The sequence below is a fragment of the Dyadobacter jejuensis genome, from assembly GCF_003149085.1.
Lineage (GTDB): Bacteria > Bacteroidota > Bacteroidia > Cytophagales > Spirosomataceae > Dyadobacter > Dyadobacter jejuensis.
The window spans coordinates 175,611-193,250 of sequence record NZ_QGDT01000011.1; the positions used below are offsets into that span (position 1 = coordinate 175,611).

At 45.1% G+C, this 17,640-nt stretch carries 13 protein-coding genes and 1 rRNA gene; 10 read left to right on the forward strand and 4 right to left on the reverse strand.

Annotation, left to right across the window (positions count from 1 at the left end; translation table 11 throughout):
* Nucleotides 1–58: 58 nt before the first annotated feature.
* The 9 genes from CLV98_RS18365 to CLV98_RS18405 all read left to right on the forward strand — a co-directional run bounded on the left by CLV98_RS18365 (nt 59) and on the right by CLV98_RS18405 (nt 12,356).
* A complete protein-coding gene (locus tag CLV98_RS18365; RefSeq protein WP_109676641.1) occupies nt 59–844 on the forward strand; it encodes a rhomboid family intramembrane serine protease in 786 nt (261 codons plus the stop codon).
* 3 nt (nt 845–847) lie between these two features.
* A complete protein-coding gene (locus tag CLV98_RS18370) occupies nt 848–1,765 on the forward strand; it encodes a rhomboid family intramembrane serine protease (protein ID WP_109676643.1) in 918 nt (305 codons plus the stop codon).
* Nucleotides 1,766–1,856: 91 nt separating this feature from the next.
* Nucleotides 1,857–3,791: a 1-deoxy-D-xylulose-5-phosphate synthase gene (gene dxs, locus CLV98_RS18375; RefSeq protein WP_109676645.1), complete on the forward strand. Its 1,935-nt coding sequence runs from the start codon at nt 1,857–1,859 to the stop codon at nt 3,789–3,791.
* A 108-nt stretch (nt 3,792–3,899) separates the two neighbouring features.
* Complete coding sequence (locus tag CLV98_RS18380; RefSeq protein WP_109676647.1) at nt 3,900–4,637, forward strand: 3'-5' exonuclease; 738 nt, start codon at nt 3,900–3,902, stop codon at nt 4,635–4,637.
* A gap of 95 nt (nt 4,638–4,732) precedes the next feature.
* Complete coding sequence (gene rnr, locus CLV98_RS18385) at nt 4,733–7,072, forward strand: ribonuclease R (protein ID WP_109676649.1); 2,340 nt, start codon at nt 4,733–4,735, stop codon at nt 7,070–7,072.
* A gap of 136 nt (nt 7,073–7,208) precedes the next feature.
* Nucleotides 7,209–8,114, forward strand: a complete 906-nt coding sequence (locus tag CLV98_RS18390; protein WP_109676651.1) for a 3-keto-disaccharide hydrolase — start codon at nt 7,209–7,211, stop codon at nt 8,112–8,114.
* Between the two features lie 786 nt (nt 8,115–8,900).
* Nucleotides 8,901–10,553 (forward strand): gliding motility-associated ABC transporter substrate-binding protein GldG, encoded by a 1,653-nt coding sequence (gldG, locus tag CLV98_RS18395; RefSeq protein WP_109676653.1) that lies wholly within the window; start codon nt 8,901–8,903, stop codon nt 10,551–10,553.
* Nucleotides 10,554–10,662: 109 nt separating this feature from the next.
* Nucleotides 10,663–11,790 (forward strand): DNA polymerase III subunit beta, encoded by a 1,128-nt coding sequence (gene dnaN / locus CLV98_RS18400; protein WP_109676655.1) that lies wholly within the window; start codon nt 10,663–10,665, stop codon nt 11,788–11,790.
* A 203-nt stretch (nt 11,791–11,993) separates the two neighbouring features.
* Nucleotides 11,994–12,356: a BlaI/MecI/CopY family transcriptional regulator gene (locus tag CLV98_RS18405; RefSeq protein ID WP_109676657.1), complete on the forward strand. Its 363-nt coding sequence runs from the start codon at nt 11,994–11,996 to the stop codon at nt 12,354–12,356.
* Nucleotides 12,357–12,389: 33 nt separating this feature from the next.
* Here the strand turns inward: CLV98_RS18405 and CLV98_RS18410 are convergent, their stop codons facing one another.
* The 3 genes from CLV98_RS18410 to CLV98_RS18420 form a co-directional block, all read right to left on the reverse strand.
* Nucleotides 12,390–13,451 carry a ferredoxin--NADP reductase gene (locus CLV98_RS18410; protein ID WP_109676659.1) on the reverse strand — a complete coding sequence of 354 codons (1,062 nt, stop codon included), beginning with the start codon at nt 13,449–13,451 and terminating at the stop codon, nt 12,390–12,392.
* A 140-nt stretch (nt 13,452–13,591) separates the two neighbouring features.
* On the reverse strand, nt 13,592–14,806 hold the full coding sequence (locus CLV98_RS18415) for a pyridoxal phosphate-dependent aminotransferase (RefSeq protein WP_109676661.1): 1,215 nt from the start codon (nt 14,804–14,806) through the stop codon (nt 13,592–13,594).
* Nucleotides 14,807–15,079: 273 nt separating this feature from the next.
* On the reverse strand, nt 15,080–16,291 hold the full coding sequence (locus tag CLV98_RS18420) for an NADP-dependent isocitrate dehydrogenase (protein WP_109676699.1): 1,212 nt from the start codon (nt 16,289–16,291) through the stop codon (nt 15,080–15,082).
* Nucleotides 16,292–16,447: 156 nt separating this feature from the next.
* Here CLV98_RS18420 and CLV98_RS18425 point away from each other — a divergent pair, with 156 nt between their 5' ends.
* Nucleotides 16,448–17,029, forward strand: a complete 582-nt coding sequence (locus CLV98_RS18425) for a 5-formyltetrahydrofolate cyclo-ligase (RefSeq protein ID WP_109676663.1) — start codon at nt 16,448–16,450, stop codon at nt 17,027–17,029.
* A gap of 268 nt (nt 17,030–17,297) precedes the next feature.
* Here the strand turns inward: CLV98_RS18425 and rrf are convergent.
* A 5S ribosomal RNA gene (gene rrf, locus CLV98_RS18430) occupies nt 17,298–17,409 on the reverse strand.
* Between the last annotated feature and the right edge of the window lie 231 nt (nt 17,410–17,640).

Consider the following 17,640-nt stretch of genomic DNA (forward strand, 5'->3'; position numbering starts at 1 on the left):
AAACAATTTTCACTGATCCAAGGTTATTAATAATATTTTATTCTCGCACAAACCCATGATGCAAAGTCTTACTCCCACAGTCAAAAACCTACTCATCATCAATATTGTTGTATTTATCTTAAATACGTATGTTATCAATTTGACCAATGGGTTTGCCCTCCGATCCTTACTCTCCCCAGAGTTTGCCCCACACCAGTTTGTAACCTACATGTTCCTACATGGAGGGATTACGCATTTATTCGGTAACATGTTTGGACTCTTCATGTTTGGCCCTATGTTGGAGCGCATGTGGGGATCCAAAAAATTCCTTATTTTCTATATGGTCACTGGTGTTGGAGCTGGATTGTTATTTTCTGGAATCGACTACTTCGAAAATAGCCAGATAAAAGAAGCCGCCGCCTTGTATACCGAATACCCCAGCCCCGAAGGTATGGTGGATTTTTTGAGCCAACATGCTAAGGGACTTTACCAGGCCAGCCTAGAATTTTTGAACAAATTTGAAGAAAATCCCAATGATTCTTCTTATATTCAGTACAGTATTCAAATAGTTCAAGGCTATTATAACCAACTCATCAACATACCTATGGTTGGTGCCTCTGGAGCTATTTTCGGGATATTGATGGCATTCGGGATGTTGTTTCCCAATACTGAACTTTTTTTACTTTTCTTTCCGTTTCCCATCAAGGCAAAGTATTTTGTTACTTTTTACGGGCTTTATGAGTTATATGCGGGGATTCAGAACAACCAATCTGACAATGTCGCTCACTTTGCCCACGTCGGCGGTATGTTATTTGCATATATACTTTTGCGCTACTGGAACACACAGAGAACCAATTTTTACTAAAAGATGAGCCACCTTGTTGACGACATAAAAAGAGAGTTTTCCAAATCGGAAAACGCATTGGTCAAAATTATCCTTACGAACACTGCCGTTTTTTTGGTGCTTTTATTGGCCAAAATCATCCTTACCTTGTCTCAAGCGTCAGGTATTTATGCCTGGGTTTTGCAACAACTTCAACTACCTGCCGACTTGTCGGTACTGGCCGTTAAGCCCTGGACTATCATCACCTACTTTTTTACCCATGAGGATATTTTTCATATCCTCTTCAATATGCTCTTTTTGTACTGGTTTGGCCGGTTGATAGACGAATACCTCGGCGCCAAAAGAGTAGTAGCTCTATACATGCTGGGGGGAGTAACTGGTGGCTTGGTCTATATTGTTATTTATAACCTACTGCCGTACTTTCAAAATCACATCCAAGGGTCTGGTATGTTGGGGGCTTCTGCAGCGGCATTCTCAGTGGCTGTAGGCGCATCCACCTTGCTCCCCAATTATACTTTTAACCTGATATTTCTAGGGCCCATACGCATCAAGTTCATCGCCCTTTTCTATATCATTCTTTCCTTGGCTCAAACCATCGGCCCCAATGCGGGTGGCAACCTTGCCCATTTGGGCGGGGCTTTAATAGGCTTTATCTTCATCAAAATGCTTCAAAATGGTACGGATTTGGGTAGGCCTATCTATGCTGCCATGGACTTCTACTCCAATTTGTTTAAAAAGAAACCCACCATGAAAGTGACTTATCGGCAAAAACAAGTCCACAGAACACCCAATGTTTATGCCGAAACAAGTGCTAGCCCCAGTGTAGAAGCACCTAACCAAGGGGAGATAGACCATATCTTAGATAAAATTGGCAAATCAGGTTACGAAAGCCTGACCAAAGAAGAGAAACAAAAACTGTTTAAAGCCAGCCAACAAAAATAAAGTATAAAGAAAATTTATGATTTCCTTACTTTTGCAGGGAAATGTCCATTTTACACATGGAATTCACATCATAGAATAGCCTAAGTATATTATGCTGATAACCCCTGGAAAACTACTTGCCCAAATCGATTCGCCGGCCGACCTCAGAAAACTCGATCGGTCGCAATTACCCCAGGTTTGTAACGAATTAAGGCAATATATTATCGATAATGTATCGGTTTACGGGGGGCATTTTGGTGCAAGTTTAGGGGTGGTAGAGCTGAGTGTAGCCCTACATTATGTCTTTAACACCCCCGACGACCAGCTCGTATGGGATGTGGGACATCAGGCTTACGGCCATAAAATATTATCGGGACGCCGCGACAACTTCCAAACCAACCGGGTATATGGCGGGCTGTCAGGATTCCCAAAACGGAAAGAAAGCCTCTACGATGCTTTTGGCGTAGGGCATTCCTCCACATCCATATCGGCAGCACTGGGTATGGCTGTAGCCTCAGCCATCGAAAAAAACTATCAGAGACAACATATTGCCATCATCGGCGATGGCGCCATGACGGCCGGACTGGCCTTCGAAGGGATGAACCATGCTGGAGCTACTGACTCCAACTTGCTCATTATCCTGAATGATAACTGTATGGCCATAGACCCCAATGTGGGGGCCTTAAAGGAATATCTTACCGATATTACCACCTCCCATACTTACAATAAGTTGCGGGATGAAGTCTGGAACTTACTAGGCAAAATGAGTACTTTTGGCAAAAGTGCACAGGAGGTAGTATCGAAAGTGGAGGCCGTGATGAAAACGGCCATATTGCGGCAAAGCAACCTATTCGAATCCTTAGGACTGCGCTACTTTGGCCCTATAGATGGCAACGACATTGGCCACCTGACAGAGGTCCTTAACGATTTGAAAGATATTCCCGGACCTAAACTGCTGCACTGCCTTACCGTAAAGGGAAAGGGGTATGGCCCGGCAGAAAAAGACCAGACCAAATGGCATGCTCCGGGAGTATTCGACAAAATTACCGGTGAGATAAAGAAAAAAGTGTACGATGGGCCACAACCCCCAAAATACCAAGAAGTATTTGGACACACCTTGGTAGAGTTGGCCGAAAAAAATGAGAAAATAGTAGGAGTAACCCCTGCTATGCCCTCCGGATCGTCGCTCAATATTATGATGAAAGCCATGCCCGACAGGGCCTTCGACGTAGGAATAGCCGAGCAGCATGCCGTTACTTTTTCTGCCGGAATGGCTACCAGAGGAAATGTAGTGTTTTGTAACATCTACTCCACCTTTATGCAGCGCGCCTACGACCAGGTTATTCACGACGTATGCATCCAGGAGCTTCCCGTCATATTCTGCTTGGATAGGGCCGGCTTAGTAGGAGCCGACGGTCCCACCCACCATGGCCTGTACGATATGGCCTATATGCGTTGTATACCCAATATGGTAGTGGCCTCCCCTATGAATGAGCAGGAGCTGCGAAATATGATGTATACAGCTCAGGGAGAGAAATTCCAGGCCGGCAAACACGCCTTTACGATTCGTTATCCCAGAGGCAACGGCGTGATGCCCCAGTGGAAAACACCGCTCAAAGAGATTCAGATTGGAACAGGACGACTAATCCAGCCTGGCAAGGATATTGCTATACTCACCATAGGTCCACTAGGTAACTTTGTATCGACAGCCAGTGAAATCCTCGAAAAAGAAGGAATAGAATTGGCCCATTACGATATGCGTTTCCTCAAACCCCTGGACGAAACGCTCCTCTCCGATGCCCTTCAAAAGTATGATAAAATTATTACCCTAGAGGATGGTTGCTTACAAGGAGGTTTTGGAAGTGCGGTCATCGAATATATGGTCGAACATGGATACACCAATCGCTTAAAAAGACTGGCCGTTGCCGATACCATTATTGAACATGGCGAACCTAATGAATTGTATAGAGAATGTGGACTAGATACAGCAGGGATCGTGAGTGCCACTTTGGAGTTGCTTCAAGCTACTCCCGTTCAAGCACACTAAATAGGGATCGAAATGGGGGCTGGCTACTGTACCTGCCTGCCCACAACACTCCGTGAGCACTGGAACTTGGAACGCAAATAGGTGCTCAACCGTTAAAAGGAATAGATCATGTCTGCAGAATTCCGAAAAAGAGCTAAAAACTTACTGCTGCTCGATATCGAAACCGTATGTAACCCGGCTTCTTATCAGGAGTTACCCGAACGTCTTCAGCCTTTATGGATCAAAAAAGCGGCGAGCCTTGCGCGAAGAGACGAGGAGCCTCCCAGCCCCGAAGAACTATTCTATGATCGTGGAGCGATCTATTCCGAATTTGGAAAGATAGTTTGTATCGCCTTTGGAGCCTTTTATTGGAACGAAAAAGAGGAGATGAATTTTAAAGTCCGGTCCATATCCGGGCATGATGAAAAAAAAGTCCTCGAAGAATTTAAAATACTAGTAGAAAAATATCCCCCACACGAACTCATCTTATGCGCCCATAATGGCAAGGAATTTGATTTCCCCTTTATATGCCGGCGTATGCTCATCAATGATATGATTATCCCCAAAGCCTTGCAACTGGCGGGCAAGAAACCTTGGGAAATACTACATCAAGACACCATGGAGCTGTGGAAGTTTGGCGATTATAAAAGCTATACTTCCCTTGATCTGCTTGCGGCGGTTTTTAATATTCCTGGTAGCAAAAACGAAATGAGCGGCGCATTGGTAAGCCAGGTGTATTATGAAGAAAAAAACCTTGAAAAAATAAGCCGTTACTGCCGCGAAGATGTGGTGGTGCTGGGCCAAATCTACCTAAAATTGCATAGTATGCCTCTGATAGATCCCGATCATATATCCCGCATACCATAGCCAAGCAGTACGAGCATTTAAATAAAATTGAGACTATCTCAGCTTTAATGCGAAATTTAGCAAAACACGCTATACGCATACCCTAAAAAACCAAGATGAAAAAGAAAAAAATTAATAAAGATAATAGGAATACAAAAGTGGCTCATAAGCCACACCATATTCTCTCGTCTGTAGACGAACTGAAGGCCGACATTGCAGCCTTCTTTGACCTAAACGCTGACCATACCTTCAGGCCCTACGACATTCACGATCAGTTTGGGGTGTCAGACCGAAAAATCCGTCAGCTTTTCAATGAAATTCTCCATGAACTGGAAGCTGATAAGCAGATCTTAGTGGCTGCCGATGGGAGCTATAGGAGTAACCTGAACCAAAAAGAAGATACTACCCTGACCGGGCGTGTCGATAGAGTAAATAAGTCCTTCGCCTTTGTGGTGGTAGAAGGCCGCGAGGATGACATATATGTAGACAGCGAACTGCTTAATTCTGCATGGGACGGGGATATCGTTCGGGTGCAGCCCCTAAGTAAAAACTTAGGACGTGGAAAGGCGATTAGAGGAGAGGCAGGTACCAAGCGCACCGAAGGGCGTGTAACGGAAATCGTCGAAAGAAAAAACACCGGCATTGTGGGGATTGTAGAAATAACGCCCCGATATGCCCTAATACAGCCCGATAATAAGAAACTATTTGACCCCATATATTTGGAGGTAGACGAACTAAAAGAAGCAGAAGAAGGCGATAAAGTGATCGTTGGGGTGAAGGTGTGGCCCACCCGCCGCAGCCAGGCAGAAGGAGAGATCCTTCAGGTGCTAGGGAAAGCCGGAACCAACGATGTAGAAATGCACGCTATTCTCGCCGAATACGGTCTTCCGTACCATTTCCCTGAGGAGGTAGAGGCAGAAGCAGAAAAAATTCCTCTGACGATCAGCAAAAAGGAAATTGCCAATCGAAAAGACTTGCGTCAAGTGCTGACCTTTACCATTGACCCTGCCGATGCTAAAGACTTCGACGATGCCCTTTCCTTACAATATCTTGAAAATGGCCATTTGGAGGTGGGCGTTCATATTGCCGATGTTTCTCATTACGTAAAACCCAACACCGAGCTGGAAAAAGAGGCTTACCGTCGGGCCACATCGGTCTATTTGGTCGACAGGACCGTCCCCATGCTGCCCGAAAAGCTCTCTAATAACCTATGTTCCTTGCGGCCCAACGAAGACAGACTGGCCTTTTCTGCTATTTTCGAGCTTACTCCTCGGGGCCGGATCGTACAGGAATGGTTTGGCCGTACGGTCATTCATTCCGATCGGCGCTTTGCCTATGAAGAAGCTCAAGCCGTGCTCGATTCTGGAGAAGGGGATTACCCTACCGAATTAGCCGACCTTAACAAATTGGCGAAGGTTTTTCGTAAAGAACGTTTCCGCAAAGGAGCTATTAATTTCGAAACCCCTGAAGTACGTTTTAAACTCGATGAAAATGGTAAACCATTGGGTATCTATAAAAAAGAACGCTTTGACGCCCATAAACTCATTGAAGAATTTATGCTTTTGGCCAACAAACGCGTGGCTGAGTACGTCTATGGATTGTCGAAAGGGACCCCAAAGAACACGATGATCTACCGCGTTCATGAGGCTCCAGATCCCGATCGATTAAAAACATTCGCAAATTTCGTCGCCAAACTTGGACATAAACTGGAAGTCGATGAAGAAACGAAGATTGCCAAATCGATGAACGGTATGTTACAAGAAGTGGAAGGGACCCCCGAACAGAATCTCATCGAACAATTGGCGGTAAGAACCATGGCCAAGGCCCGCTATAGCGTGGAAGATCTGGGTCATTTTGGCCTTGCTTTCAAACGCTATTCCCATTTTACCTCACCAATTCGCCGGTACCCCGACGTCATGGCCCACCGCCTGTTACAACATTATCTGGACGGAGGTAAGTCGGTCGACAAAACTCTATATGAAGATGCCTGCAGGCATTCCTCCGACCGCGAGCGCCTCGCTTCCGAGGCAGAAAGAGCCTCCATCAAATACAAACAGGTGGAGTATATGGGCCTTATGGACCATGATATCGAATATGAGGGGATTATCTCTGGCGTTACCGAATTTGGTATCTTCGTAGAAATCACCTCCACCGCTTCCGAAGGCCTCATCAGAATGACCGACCTGGGCGACGACTATTATGAACTAGACAAAGAAAACTATAGGATAATAGGCCAAAGGACCAAAAAAATATATGCCTTTGGGGATAAGGTCATGGTGAAAGTAAAAGAGACCAATTTGGCCCGTAGAAGCATGGACCTGTACCTAGCAGGTAGTACTCCCTCTGGCCGTCGGCCCCAGCAACAGGGAAGCCGCCCTAGTAGAAAGCCCCGTAACGCTTCCACTACTTCGCCAAAGCCAGCCTCACGACGTAGCGGAAGGCGTAGACGCCGGTAACACCATACTCAACCAGACGACAGGGACTCCAAATCATACCATTTTGGGAGTCCCTGTCGTCATTTTGGTGTCTATTACATTAGAATTACGAACATACTCCCTTTACCTTGGTGTTGACACCATAACTGCTACCAATATGATTCTTAAGAAACCCCTCCTTTGCCTCTTCTTTAGTTGCTTCGTTTTCGGACTTTTTGAAGCCTGTTCTACCAGTAAAAAGTTAGATAAAGAAGAGTGGGTCTCGTTGTTTAACGGCCAAGATCTAACCGGGTGGGATGTTAAAATTGCAGGATACGAGGTCAACGATAATTATAAAAATACTTTTGTGGTTCAAGACAGCATGATCCGTGTCAATTATATGGAGTATGATACCTTTACCACCCAGTACGGACACTTGTATTATCACCAACCCTACTCGTACTATAAGCTGAGAATGCAGTACCGGTTTACTGGAGAACAGGTGCCTGGAGGAGCCTCTTGGAACGTTAGAAACTCTGGTATAATGCTCCATTCTCAATCGGCCCAAAGCCTGGGGAAAGACCAAGACTTCCCTATCTCCCTGGAAATGCAATTCCTAGGGGGACTCGGATCCGGAGAACGCTCCACCGGTAACCTATGTACTCCGGGAACTATTGTCGACATCAATGGCCAACTTGCCGAAGCCCATTGCATTAGCTCCAGCTCCCAGACCTATCACGGCGACCAATGGGTACAGGCCGAAGCCATCATGCTGGGCGATTCCCTGGCCCACTTTCTGATAGAAGGGGATACCGTCCTCACCTTTACCCATGCGCGTATTGGAGGAGGCTATGTAAGCAACCGCCATGACTTTAAGTCGGGCAAGGTGGCCAATGAAGCCGAATGGCTAAAAAAGGATAACAGCCCACTCTCCACGGGTCATATTGCCTTACAGGCAGAAAGCCACCCCATCGACTTTAAAAATATTGAGCTTCTTAATCTAGAAGGCTGCATGAACCCCGAAGCCATTAATTATAAACCGTATTATATCAAGTCGGACCCCGCTAGCTGCCAATTTCAATAAGCCTCCCCCTCCTTGTACTATTTTTCTTTTCTACTTTTATCCACGTAGAAGTGGCTCCGCATGGAGAATGTATAGCATTTTGAATAGTAATTTAGAAATATGAATAGAGAACTATCTAGACAATTATGGAGATAATATTATTACATACTAGAATTTTTTGTTATATTGACATTATTTAATACCTATTACTGCCATTATCACGAGGAATAGCAACGGATTAAAAATAGATCCAGTATTATCCTTGGGATGATGAGATAGGTTACCAGTATTTTAATTTCAGAATTACTGAAATTAAAATACTGGATTATAAAAATAGATCAAATCGAGTTTACCACATTTTAACAAATAGGCGTTTTGGTGGCCTCATAGTTCCAAATCATTGAATTTAAAGTAATTGAACGGCAAGGTATTTAAAATGAAGCGCCCCATACAATGCTTCAAACCCTGGTTTCACCCCAATGTACTTGATATCTAAAATTAACAACACTAATTTTATTTTATCAAACAGCACTACATATAGTAATAACCAGAGCAAGCCCTATGTTTTTGATTAAACTATAGACCTATCTCTTTCAAAATCGACAGAAGTTACCTAACAATATTCAATTACCCCTCCTCAACCCCCTATCAAAACCCCATCAATAGTATGGGGTTTTGGTTTTTAAAGACTAGTCACTTAGCCCGTTTAGAGGCCTAAGACAGAGGGAGTCGACAGGAATAGGGATCAATCATCGGTAATTTTTCATAATTTTGAGGCTGATACTAAATATTGTAACAGCCTATTCGATGAAAAACAAGCTTGCACGAACGGTATTCCTTTTTTCCCTTTTATTAGGCTCGAACTGGCTAGCTTTTCAAAGCAACCTCCAGTGGGACCTTACCGAAGACCAGCGGTACTCCATATCTGACGCCACCAAATCCTTATTGGAAAGCATGGAAGAAGACGTACAGGTCAATGTATACTTATCGGGTTCCTTTCCCCCAGGGTTCGAAAGACTAGAGGCGGCGACCCATCAAACTTTGGAAGCCTTTAAAAAATACTCTCGTGGCCATGTGCAATTTCAATTCAGCGATCCCTCGGAGGCCAACAGTGAGAGCCAGAGACAGCAACAATACCAGAGCCTTATAGAGCAAGGATTAACTCCTACCAATCTATTTGCAAACGAGGAGGGCAAGCGTACCGAAAAAATAATTTTCCCAGGGGCTATCGTACATATGGATTCGTTAGCGATTCCCGTGCAGCTGCTCAAAGGCAATAAGGCCTCTACCTCCGAGGAACAGCTCAACCAATCGTATGAGGGCGTCGAATTTGAGCTTGCTTCGGCAATACGTACCCTGCAGAATCCGGTACGCAAAAAAGTAGGGCTCATCGTGAGCCATACCCTCATCCCCCCTGCGCGGCTCAGCGACCTAATCGCCAGTGTACAGCTCCAATACGATGTTTTTATGGACATCAACAACCCCGAGTCTTATGAAGGACTCGACGCACTGCTCATCCTAAAACCTGACAGCGCCTTTTCCGACTCGGAACTCTATAAACTAGATCAATATATTGTAAATGGAGGAAACGCCCTATTTTTTACTGACGGTGCAAAGGTAGATAGCGTAAGCTTGGAAGGGACCTATGCCCAACCCTTATTGCTCAACTTAGATCCGCTCTTTTTTAAATGGGGAGTACGTCTCAATTATGACCTTGTAAAAGACCTTAACAGCAGCTCTATTTTACTCAACACCGGCCAAATGGGCGAAAAGCCCCAGTTAGAACCGCTTCCTTGGCGCTTTTATCCGTTGCTCAATCGGTTTGGCGATCATGTTATTACGCGGAATCTTAATGCTGTTTCCACACATTTTCTGAGCACCATCGATACCGTTGGAGGGGATGCCAACATCCGGAAGACTCCTTTACTAATGACCTCCGACTATACGCAGACGCTCACCACACCGGCTTTGGTAGGATATAATGAGGCTCGCAAACAGCCCGAACCTAGGGAATACCAAGGGGGGGCCAAAATTGCCGGTATACTGTTGGAGGGAACATTTACCTCCTTATTTCAAAATCGTATCTTGCCCAACGATCCCCGATCCAAGACCTTCACGGCTGTAGGCGCACCAGGAAGGGTGATCATATGCTCCGATGGGGATATGGTCGTCAATGATATAGATTACAAAAGGAATGCGCCGCTCCCCTTGGGGTACGATCGGCTAACGGGAAACACCTATGGTAATAAGGATTTCGCACTACTGGCTCTAGACTACCTCACCGACTCCCAAGGACTCATATCGGCCAGGAACAAGCAGGTAGCTATCAGGCCACTGGACCGGATTAAGGTCCAGGAAGACCGACGAGGCTGGCAAATTCTAAACATTCTGGCCCCACTGTTGCTGCTCGCTATTTTTGGAGCCATCAGAACGGTGCTCCGTGCTCGAAAATTTACGTAAAATCACGGCATCTCCCATATTTTTGCTACTTTTGTTCCCTACAAAACAGCAAGCAAAGAGTCTGCCCTAGTTATAATCAATTTAATTTTAAACACTTACGTCACGAATTATGAAGTTTGTCGTTTCGTCATCAGTACTTCTGAAACAATTGTCAGCTATAAATGGTGTCGTTTCTACGAACCCTATTGTACCCATACTTGAGAATTTTCTTTTAACCCTGGAAGGAAATAATCTGAGTGTTACGGCCTCAGACTTACAGACGGTTATCATTACCGAAATAGTGGTGGAGTCCGTTGAAAAAGGAGCCATAGCTATTCCGGCAAAATTACTCCTGGATACACTCCGGGGTTTGCCAGAGCAACCTATTACCTTACAGGTAAATAATGAAACGTTTGGCATAGAAATTATCACCGACAATGGTCGCTACAAGCTCTCTGGCGAAAACCCGATCGATTTCCCGAAGACGCCAATCGTTAACCGCGGTCAGTCGGTAGAGCTATCGTCCACCGCCATATCGGCAGCTATAGCCAATACCCTGTTCGCTACCAGTACCGACGACCTGCGCCCGGCAATGACGGGGGTATTCGTACAATTAGGGGCTGAAAACGCCACTTTTGTTGCCACCGACGGTCATAGGCTAGTTCGTTATCGCCGCACGGATATCAAATCGGATATGGACACTTCCATGATTATCCAAAGAAAGGCCCTGAACATGCTAAAATCATGTCTGCCTGCCGAAGAGGTACCCGTTAGTGCTGAATTTACGGCTTCTAACGCCTTCTTTAGCTTTGGCAATATCCGTATGATTTGCCGGTTAATAGACGAACGATTCCCGGACTATGAAAATGCCATACCGGCTCATAACCCAAATACCCTGACGATCAACCGCATGGATATACTGAACTCTCTAAGGAGAATTTCAATATATTCGAACAGAACAACCCATCAGGTGAGACTAAAAATGACGTTGAACGACTTAGTGGTGTCGGCGGAAGACCTAGACTATGCCAATGAGGCCAGCGAAAAGCTGATGTGTGAATACAATGGAGAAGATATGGAAATAGGCTTCAATGCGAAATTCCTCGTCGAAGTACTAGGCAATCTGACAAGTAAAGTCCTTACCTTCGAATTGTCTGCACCTAACCGAGCCGGATTGATCATCCCCGAAGACCAGGAAGATAATGAAGACATCCTGATGCTGGTAATGCCTGTAATGCTCAACTCTTACGCGCAGTAGCTAATAAGCGTCTCTAGAATACCAAAACCGCCGCTTCCCTTCCATGGAGAGCGGCGGTTTTGTGCCGTTAGGCCTCTTTCCTTTTTACCTGCCAAAGATACTATTCTTGTATACGAAACAAGTCGTACTATTTTTTCAACATACGACTCCTTTCGTATAACTTTGTAGCACATTCCGAATGCGCTTATCCTAATCCTTGAATCATGTATATAAAACCCACTGAAGCAGAACTCGAGATTCTTAACTTTTTATGGGCTCACGGGCCATCGACAGTTCGGCAAGTGCATACCGCATTAGCCGAAACCAAGGCGGTAGGGTATACCACTACGCTCAAGCTCATGCAAATCATGCATGACAAGGGTTTTCTATATCGTACCGAAAAAGGACGGTCTCATATCTATGTAGCCCTTTTGGGACAGGAGGAAACCCAGGAAATTCTGATGAATCGACTGATCCAAACGGCTTTCCAAGGCTCCAATATGGCTGGCCTCAATCTACTATTAAAAAATACACGACTGTCCGAGAAAGACTGGCAAGAACTACAAAAAATAGGACCTGGCACCTAGTCAGCCCGTCTTGTATCCACCAAGAGTAAGCTGTTACTCCACTTCTATAACCACACCGTCGCTCATGGGATGCGTAACACAGGTGAGGATAAAGCCTTCCTGCAGCTCCGCCTCGGAGAGGGCATCTTCTTCATCCATATGCACCTTGCCCGAAACACACTTCCCCATACAGGCCGTACACATGCCCGCCTGGCAAGAATAAGGAAGATCAATATCCATATTGAGGGCCGCCTCTAGCACGGTTTCATGTGGCTTCACTGGGAGCTGGTATTCACTCCCTTCGTAAATTAAGGTAATCGTACGGGCTACGAGGGTATCCTCTTCTTCTACCAGTTCTCCTGTAGCGCTTGCGGCGGTTGTCAAAAAGCTTTCCTTCCTTATCCGGTCCATAGGCACGCCCAATATGGCCAAGGCACGGTCGGCCTCTTCCATCATCACTTCGGGCCCACAAATAAAAAATTCGGCCTCTTTGGGTTGGATATCGGGGTGCTTCTCAAACATTTTAAGTATATGTGACTTATTGAGCCTCCCCCGCTCTCCTTCCCAGGATGGGGCAGGCTGGCTCAAGCTATGAATGAGCGTAAAACGAGAACCGTATTTCTCTTTGAGAGCCTCCAATTTTTCCTTAAAAATAATGCTCTCTTCGTTTCTACTCCCATAGATGAGCGTCACGGAACTTTCAGGCTCTACCATCAACACCGACTTCAAAATGGAAAATAACGGTGTAATTCCGCTCCCCGCTCCAATAAAAACCACATGGCGGGTCTGGTCGTCGGCTTGTTTTGGAAGAAAATTACCCATAGGCTCCATCACTTCCACGATATCTCCCTCTTTGAGCTCATTTAAGAGGGTATTAGAGGCATAGCCTCCAGGCAATCGCTTGATGGTAATAGCCGGCGAAACATCGGTATATGGAGAACTCGACAAGGAATAGGATCGGCGAATTTTTTGACCTTCCTGATCCATCAAGATCGTCAAAAATTGTCCTGGCCTATAGTTTATGACTTCATTCAGGGGATGCCAAAAATGAATGGTGGCTGCCTCCTGGGTTTCGTGCTCCACCTCTTTAACCTTTAAAAAATAATACTTACTCATAGGGATGGTATCAACTAAGGGTACAGCCTAGTAGGTGCACCGACATTTAAATGGTATCAATTCTAAAAACAAAAGCCCCATGGATTAATTCAACCACGGGGCTTTTGTTTACTAATTTTATAAAAAAACCGACACTTTGTCTATTTTAAGGAAGCAACAGCGGTTTTAATTCGCTCTACAGCCTCTACCAACGACTCATCGGCTGCAGCAGTAGAAATTCGGATGCAGTTAGGAGCTCCAAAACCTGACCCCGCTACGGTCGATACATACGACTTGTTGAGGATCCAGTTAGAGAAATCGTCTGAGTCTTTGATGGTGGTTTCTCCGTCCGATTTTCCAAAGTAATAACTCACATCGGGGAAGGCGTAAAATGCTCCATCGGGCATATTTACTTTAAAGCCTGGGATTTCTCTCAAAAGCCCAACTACCAGATCCCTACGACGGGCATAGGCTTTGGCCATCTCTTTGGAGGCGTCTAATGGACCCGTAAAGGCTGCCGTAGCGGCTTTCTGAGCGATGGAGTTAGTTCCTGAAGTTACCTGTCCCTGCAACTTCTCTACTCCTTCGGCGATCCATTTGGCGGCTCCAATAAAGCCTATTCTCCATCCTGTCATGGCGAAGCCCTTCGCTACCCCATTGACGGTGATGACCCGATCCTTAATAGCGGGGATAGACCCTATGCTAAAGTGACCTTCAGCAGTGAAATTGATGTACTCATAAATCTCATCGGCCAACACATATACGTCGGGATACTTCTCTAGTACCGATGCTATTTCCCTCAATTCCTTTTCAGAGTATACCGATCCGGTTGGGTTGTTAGGAGAAGCAAACATGACGATACGCGTCCGAGGCGTAATGGCTGCCTCCAGCTGAGCTGCGGTAACCTTAAAGTCGTTATCGAAGGCACCGTCCACGATCACCGATTTCCCGTCGGCTAGCTTCACCATTTCAGAATAACTCACCCAATAAGGAGCAAATATTACGACTTCATCTCCTGGATTGATCAATACCTGAATCACATTGGCTAGCGAATGCTTGGCACCCGTCGATACGACAATGTTTTCAGGCTTCCATTCTATATTATTGTCCCGTTTCAATTTATCGGCTATGGCCTTGCGGAGGTCTGGGTAGCCCGCCACTGGGGAATAACCATGGAATCCGTCGTCAATCGCCTTTTTGGCTGCTTCACAAATGTGAGCTGGCGTCTTAAAGTCGGGCTCTCCTACACTTAAACTAATCACTTTGTGGCCTTGGGCCGCCAATTCGCGGGCCATTTTAGTCATTGCCAACGTCGAAGATTCTTCGAGTGCGATGATGCGGTCGGCCAACCGGGCTTGCTCTGTTACTGCGGACATTGCAAAAATTTTGGTTTAATGAAAGTTATTTCAATCTGTCTCAACAAATTGCCGGCAAAGGTACGGGTTTTTCTGTAGTGTTTCGAGAATAAATGACAGGATTTTAAGAAACTTCATCCATTCTGTGATTCCCTTCCCCTTGCTAGCCCTAAGCCAAGGTTATTTTTTAATAGCCACCCATGGACTTGGTTCCCATAGAGGCACCTATATGCAGAAAGCCCAGATGACCAATCACCCGGGCTTTCTACTTTTTGTCAGAATACCATTGATCCCTTAAGCCAAAGCAGCTTGAAGGTTTTTATCGATAGCATCTAGGAATTCTTCTGTATACAAGTAATGCTCTCCGTGCTGAACCTTGTTACCATGGATACAAACGGCCAAATCTTTGGTCATATGTCCACTTTCAACCGTTTCGATACACACTTTTTCAAGAGTCTGACAGAAATCGATCAAAGCTTGGTTACCATCCAATTTACCACGGAACTCTAATCCACGAGTCCATGCAAAGATAGAGGCGATTGGGTTCGTAGAAGTAGGGTTACCTTTCTGGTGCTCGCGGTAGTGACGCGTTACAGTACCGTGAGCGGCTTCTGCTTCTAGGGTATTGCCATCGGGAGTCAACAATACGGAAGTCATCAAGCCCAGAGATCCAAAGCCTTGTGCTACGGTATCGGACTGTACGTCCCCGTCGTAGTTTTTACAAGCCCATACGAAGTTACCTTCCCATTTAAGGGCTGAGGCTACCATATCGTCGATCAGACGGTGCTCGTAATGAACTTTACCAGCAAACTCTTGCTCGTAAACCTCTTGGAAAATATCCTTGAAGCGTCCGTCGTATTTTTTAAGGATCGTGTTTTTAGTGGATAAGTACAAAGGCCATCCTTTGCCCATCGCTACATTGAAGCAAGCACGAGCGAAGCCACGGATAGATTCGTCTACGTTATACATGGCCATGGCAACACCAGGTCCTTGGAATTCGTATACTTCACGCTCAATCACCTGTCCGTCTTCTCCTTCAAACTTGATGGTCATTTTACCCTTACCAGGTACGATAAAATCGGTAGCGCGGTACTGATCTCCAAATGCATGACGACCTACAATAATAGGAGCCGACCAGTTGGTAACCAAACGGGGTACATTCTGCATTACGATAGGCTCGCGAAAAACGGTACCATCCAAAATGTTACGAATCGTTCCATTTGGAGATCTCCACATTTGCTTCAAACCAAACTCTTCCACACGATCTTCATCGGGTGTGATGGTAGCACATTTGATACCTACGCCATATTGTTTGATAGCGTTGGCGGCGTCTACCGTAACTTGGTCGTTGGTCTCGTCACGATACTCAACACCTAAGTCGTAATATTTAATATCTACATCCAGATAAGGTAAAATTAGCTTTTCCTTAATAAACTTCCAGATGATTCGTGTCATCTCATCCCCGTCAAGTTCTACAACCGGGTTCGCAACTTTAATCTTGCTCATGTTTGTTTCGATACTATAGTTAAAGATTTTACAATCAGATCGTGAAAGTACAAACATTAGATTAAAATGGCGAAAAATAAGGAAATACTTAACCCATTTTCTGCAATTAATTTTTCAAATTGGCCCTGAATATTAGAAACAGATATTAAAATTATCATGAATAAATCCGAAATAAGAGATATTTACCAACGAAAACGTAACGCATTACCTGCTCAAGAAAAAGCCCTTTTAGAAACGCAACTATTCGACCAATTTTGGACGCTGTTTGGGGAAAATCGCCCATCTGTCGTACACTTATTCTTACCTCAAAAAACTTCACAAGAGCCCGACACGACCAAGCTCCTGGATCAAATACCAATCAAAGCCCCAAATACCCGTTTTGTAGCACCTTATATCGTTCCAGGAACCAAATCCCTTGAACATTACTTTCTTGACCACAGCACGAACCTAATAGATAACCAATGGGGTATCCCCGAACCGGATCCTCAAACCAGCCAAAAAGCAGAAGTTACTGACATAGATATGGTACTAATCCCCCTACTGGCTTTCGACCGAAAGGGCTTTCGGGTAGGTTATGGTGGAGGCTTTTACGATAGGTTCCTAGCCCTATGCAGCGAACGTACCCTAAAGGTTGGCTTGTCGTTATTCGGTCCTCTACAAACCATAAACGATCTGAACGGCTATGATATACGAATGGACGTGTGCCTTACCCCAGGCAATATATTTAAATGGAAATGAGCTGGAGGCGGGCGGCTGTAAGCTTTAGGCTTTATGCTGAATGCAATACGCACAGCGCTTTAAAAGTAGCGGCAGTCGGCTATCAGCCTACAGCCTATAGCCTATAGCCTACGGCTTTAGGTTGTAAGCAATAAGCATCGCTTTTTACCGCTAATGCCTAACGGCTAAAACCTAATACCTATTACCTAATGCCTAACGGCTAAAACCTAACCCCTAATACCTAACAACAAAAAAAACCATCCCTTTTGAGGATGGTTCTTTGTTAATATTGTGGCGGCTACCTACTTTACCAGGTGTGATCCAAGTATCATCGGCGGTCTCGGGCTTAACTTCTCTGTTCGGGATGGGAAGAGGTGAACACCGAGCCTATAGCCACCAACAAGGTCTTTGTTGATTTCATTTCGAATATGGGGAAGAAGGTGAAGCGAATCGTCGCGCCGTCCGTTCCTATATTCATCAACAAGGTCTTTAGAGTGTATAGTATCTGGGTTAGTCGTTTCGGGTATCAGGATTTAATCCTCTCACCTTTAACTTTTAACCTTTTCAACTTTTTCATGTCATATTGGAAGTAAAAGAGAATAATTGTAAAGTTATTTCGAAAAATAATGTGC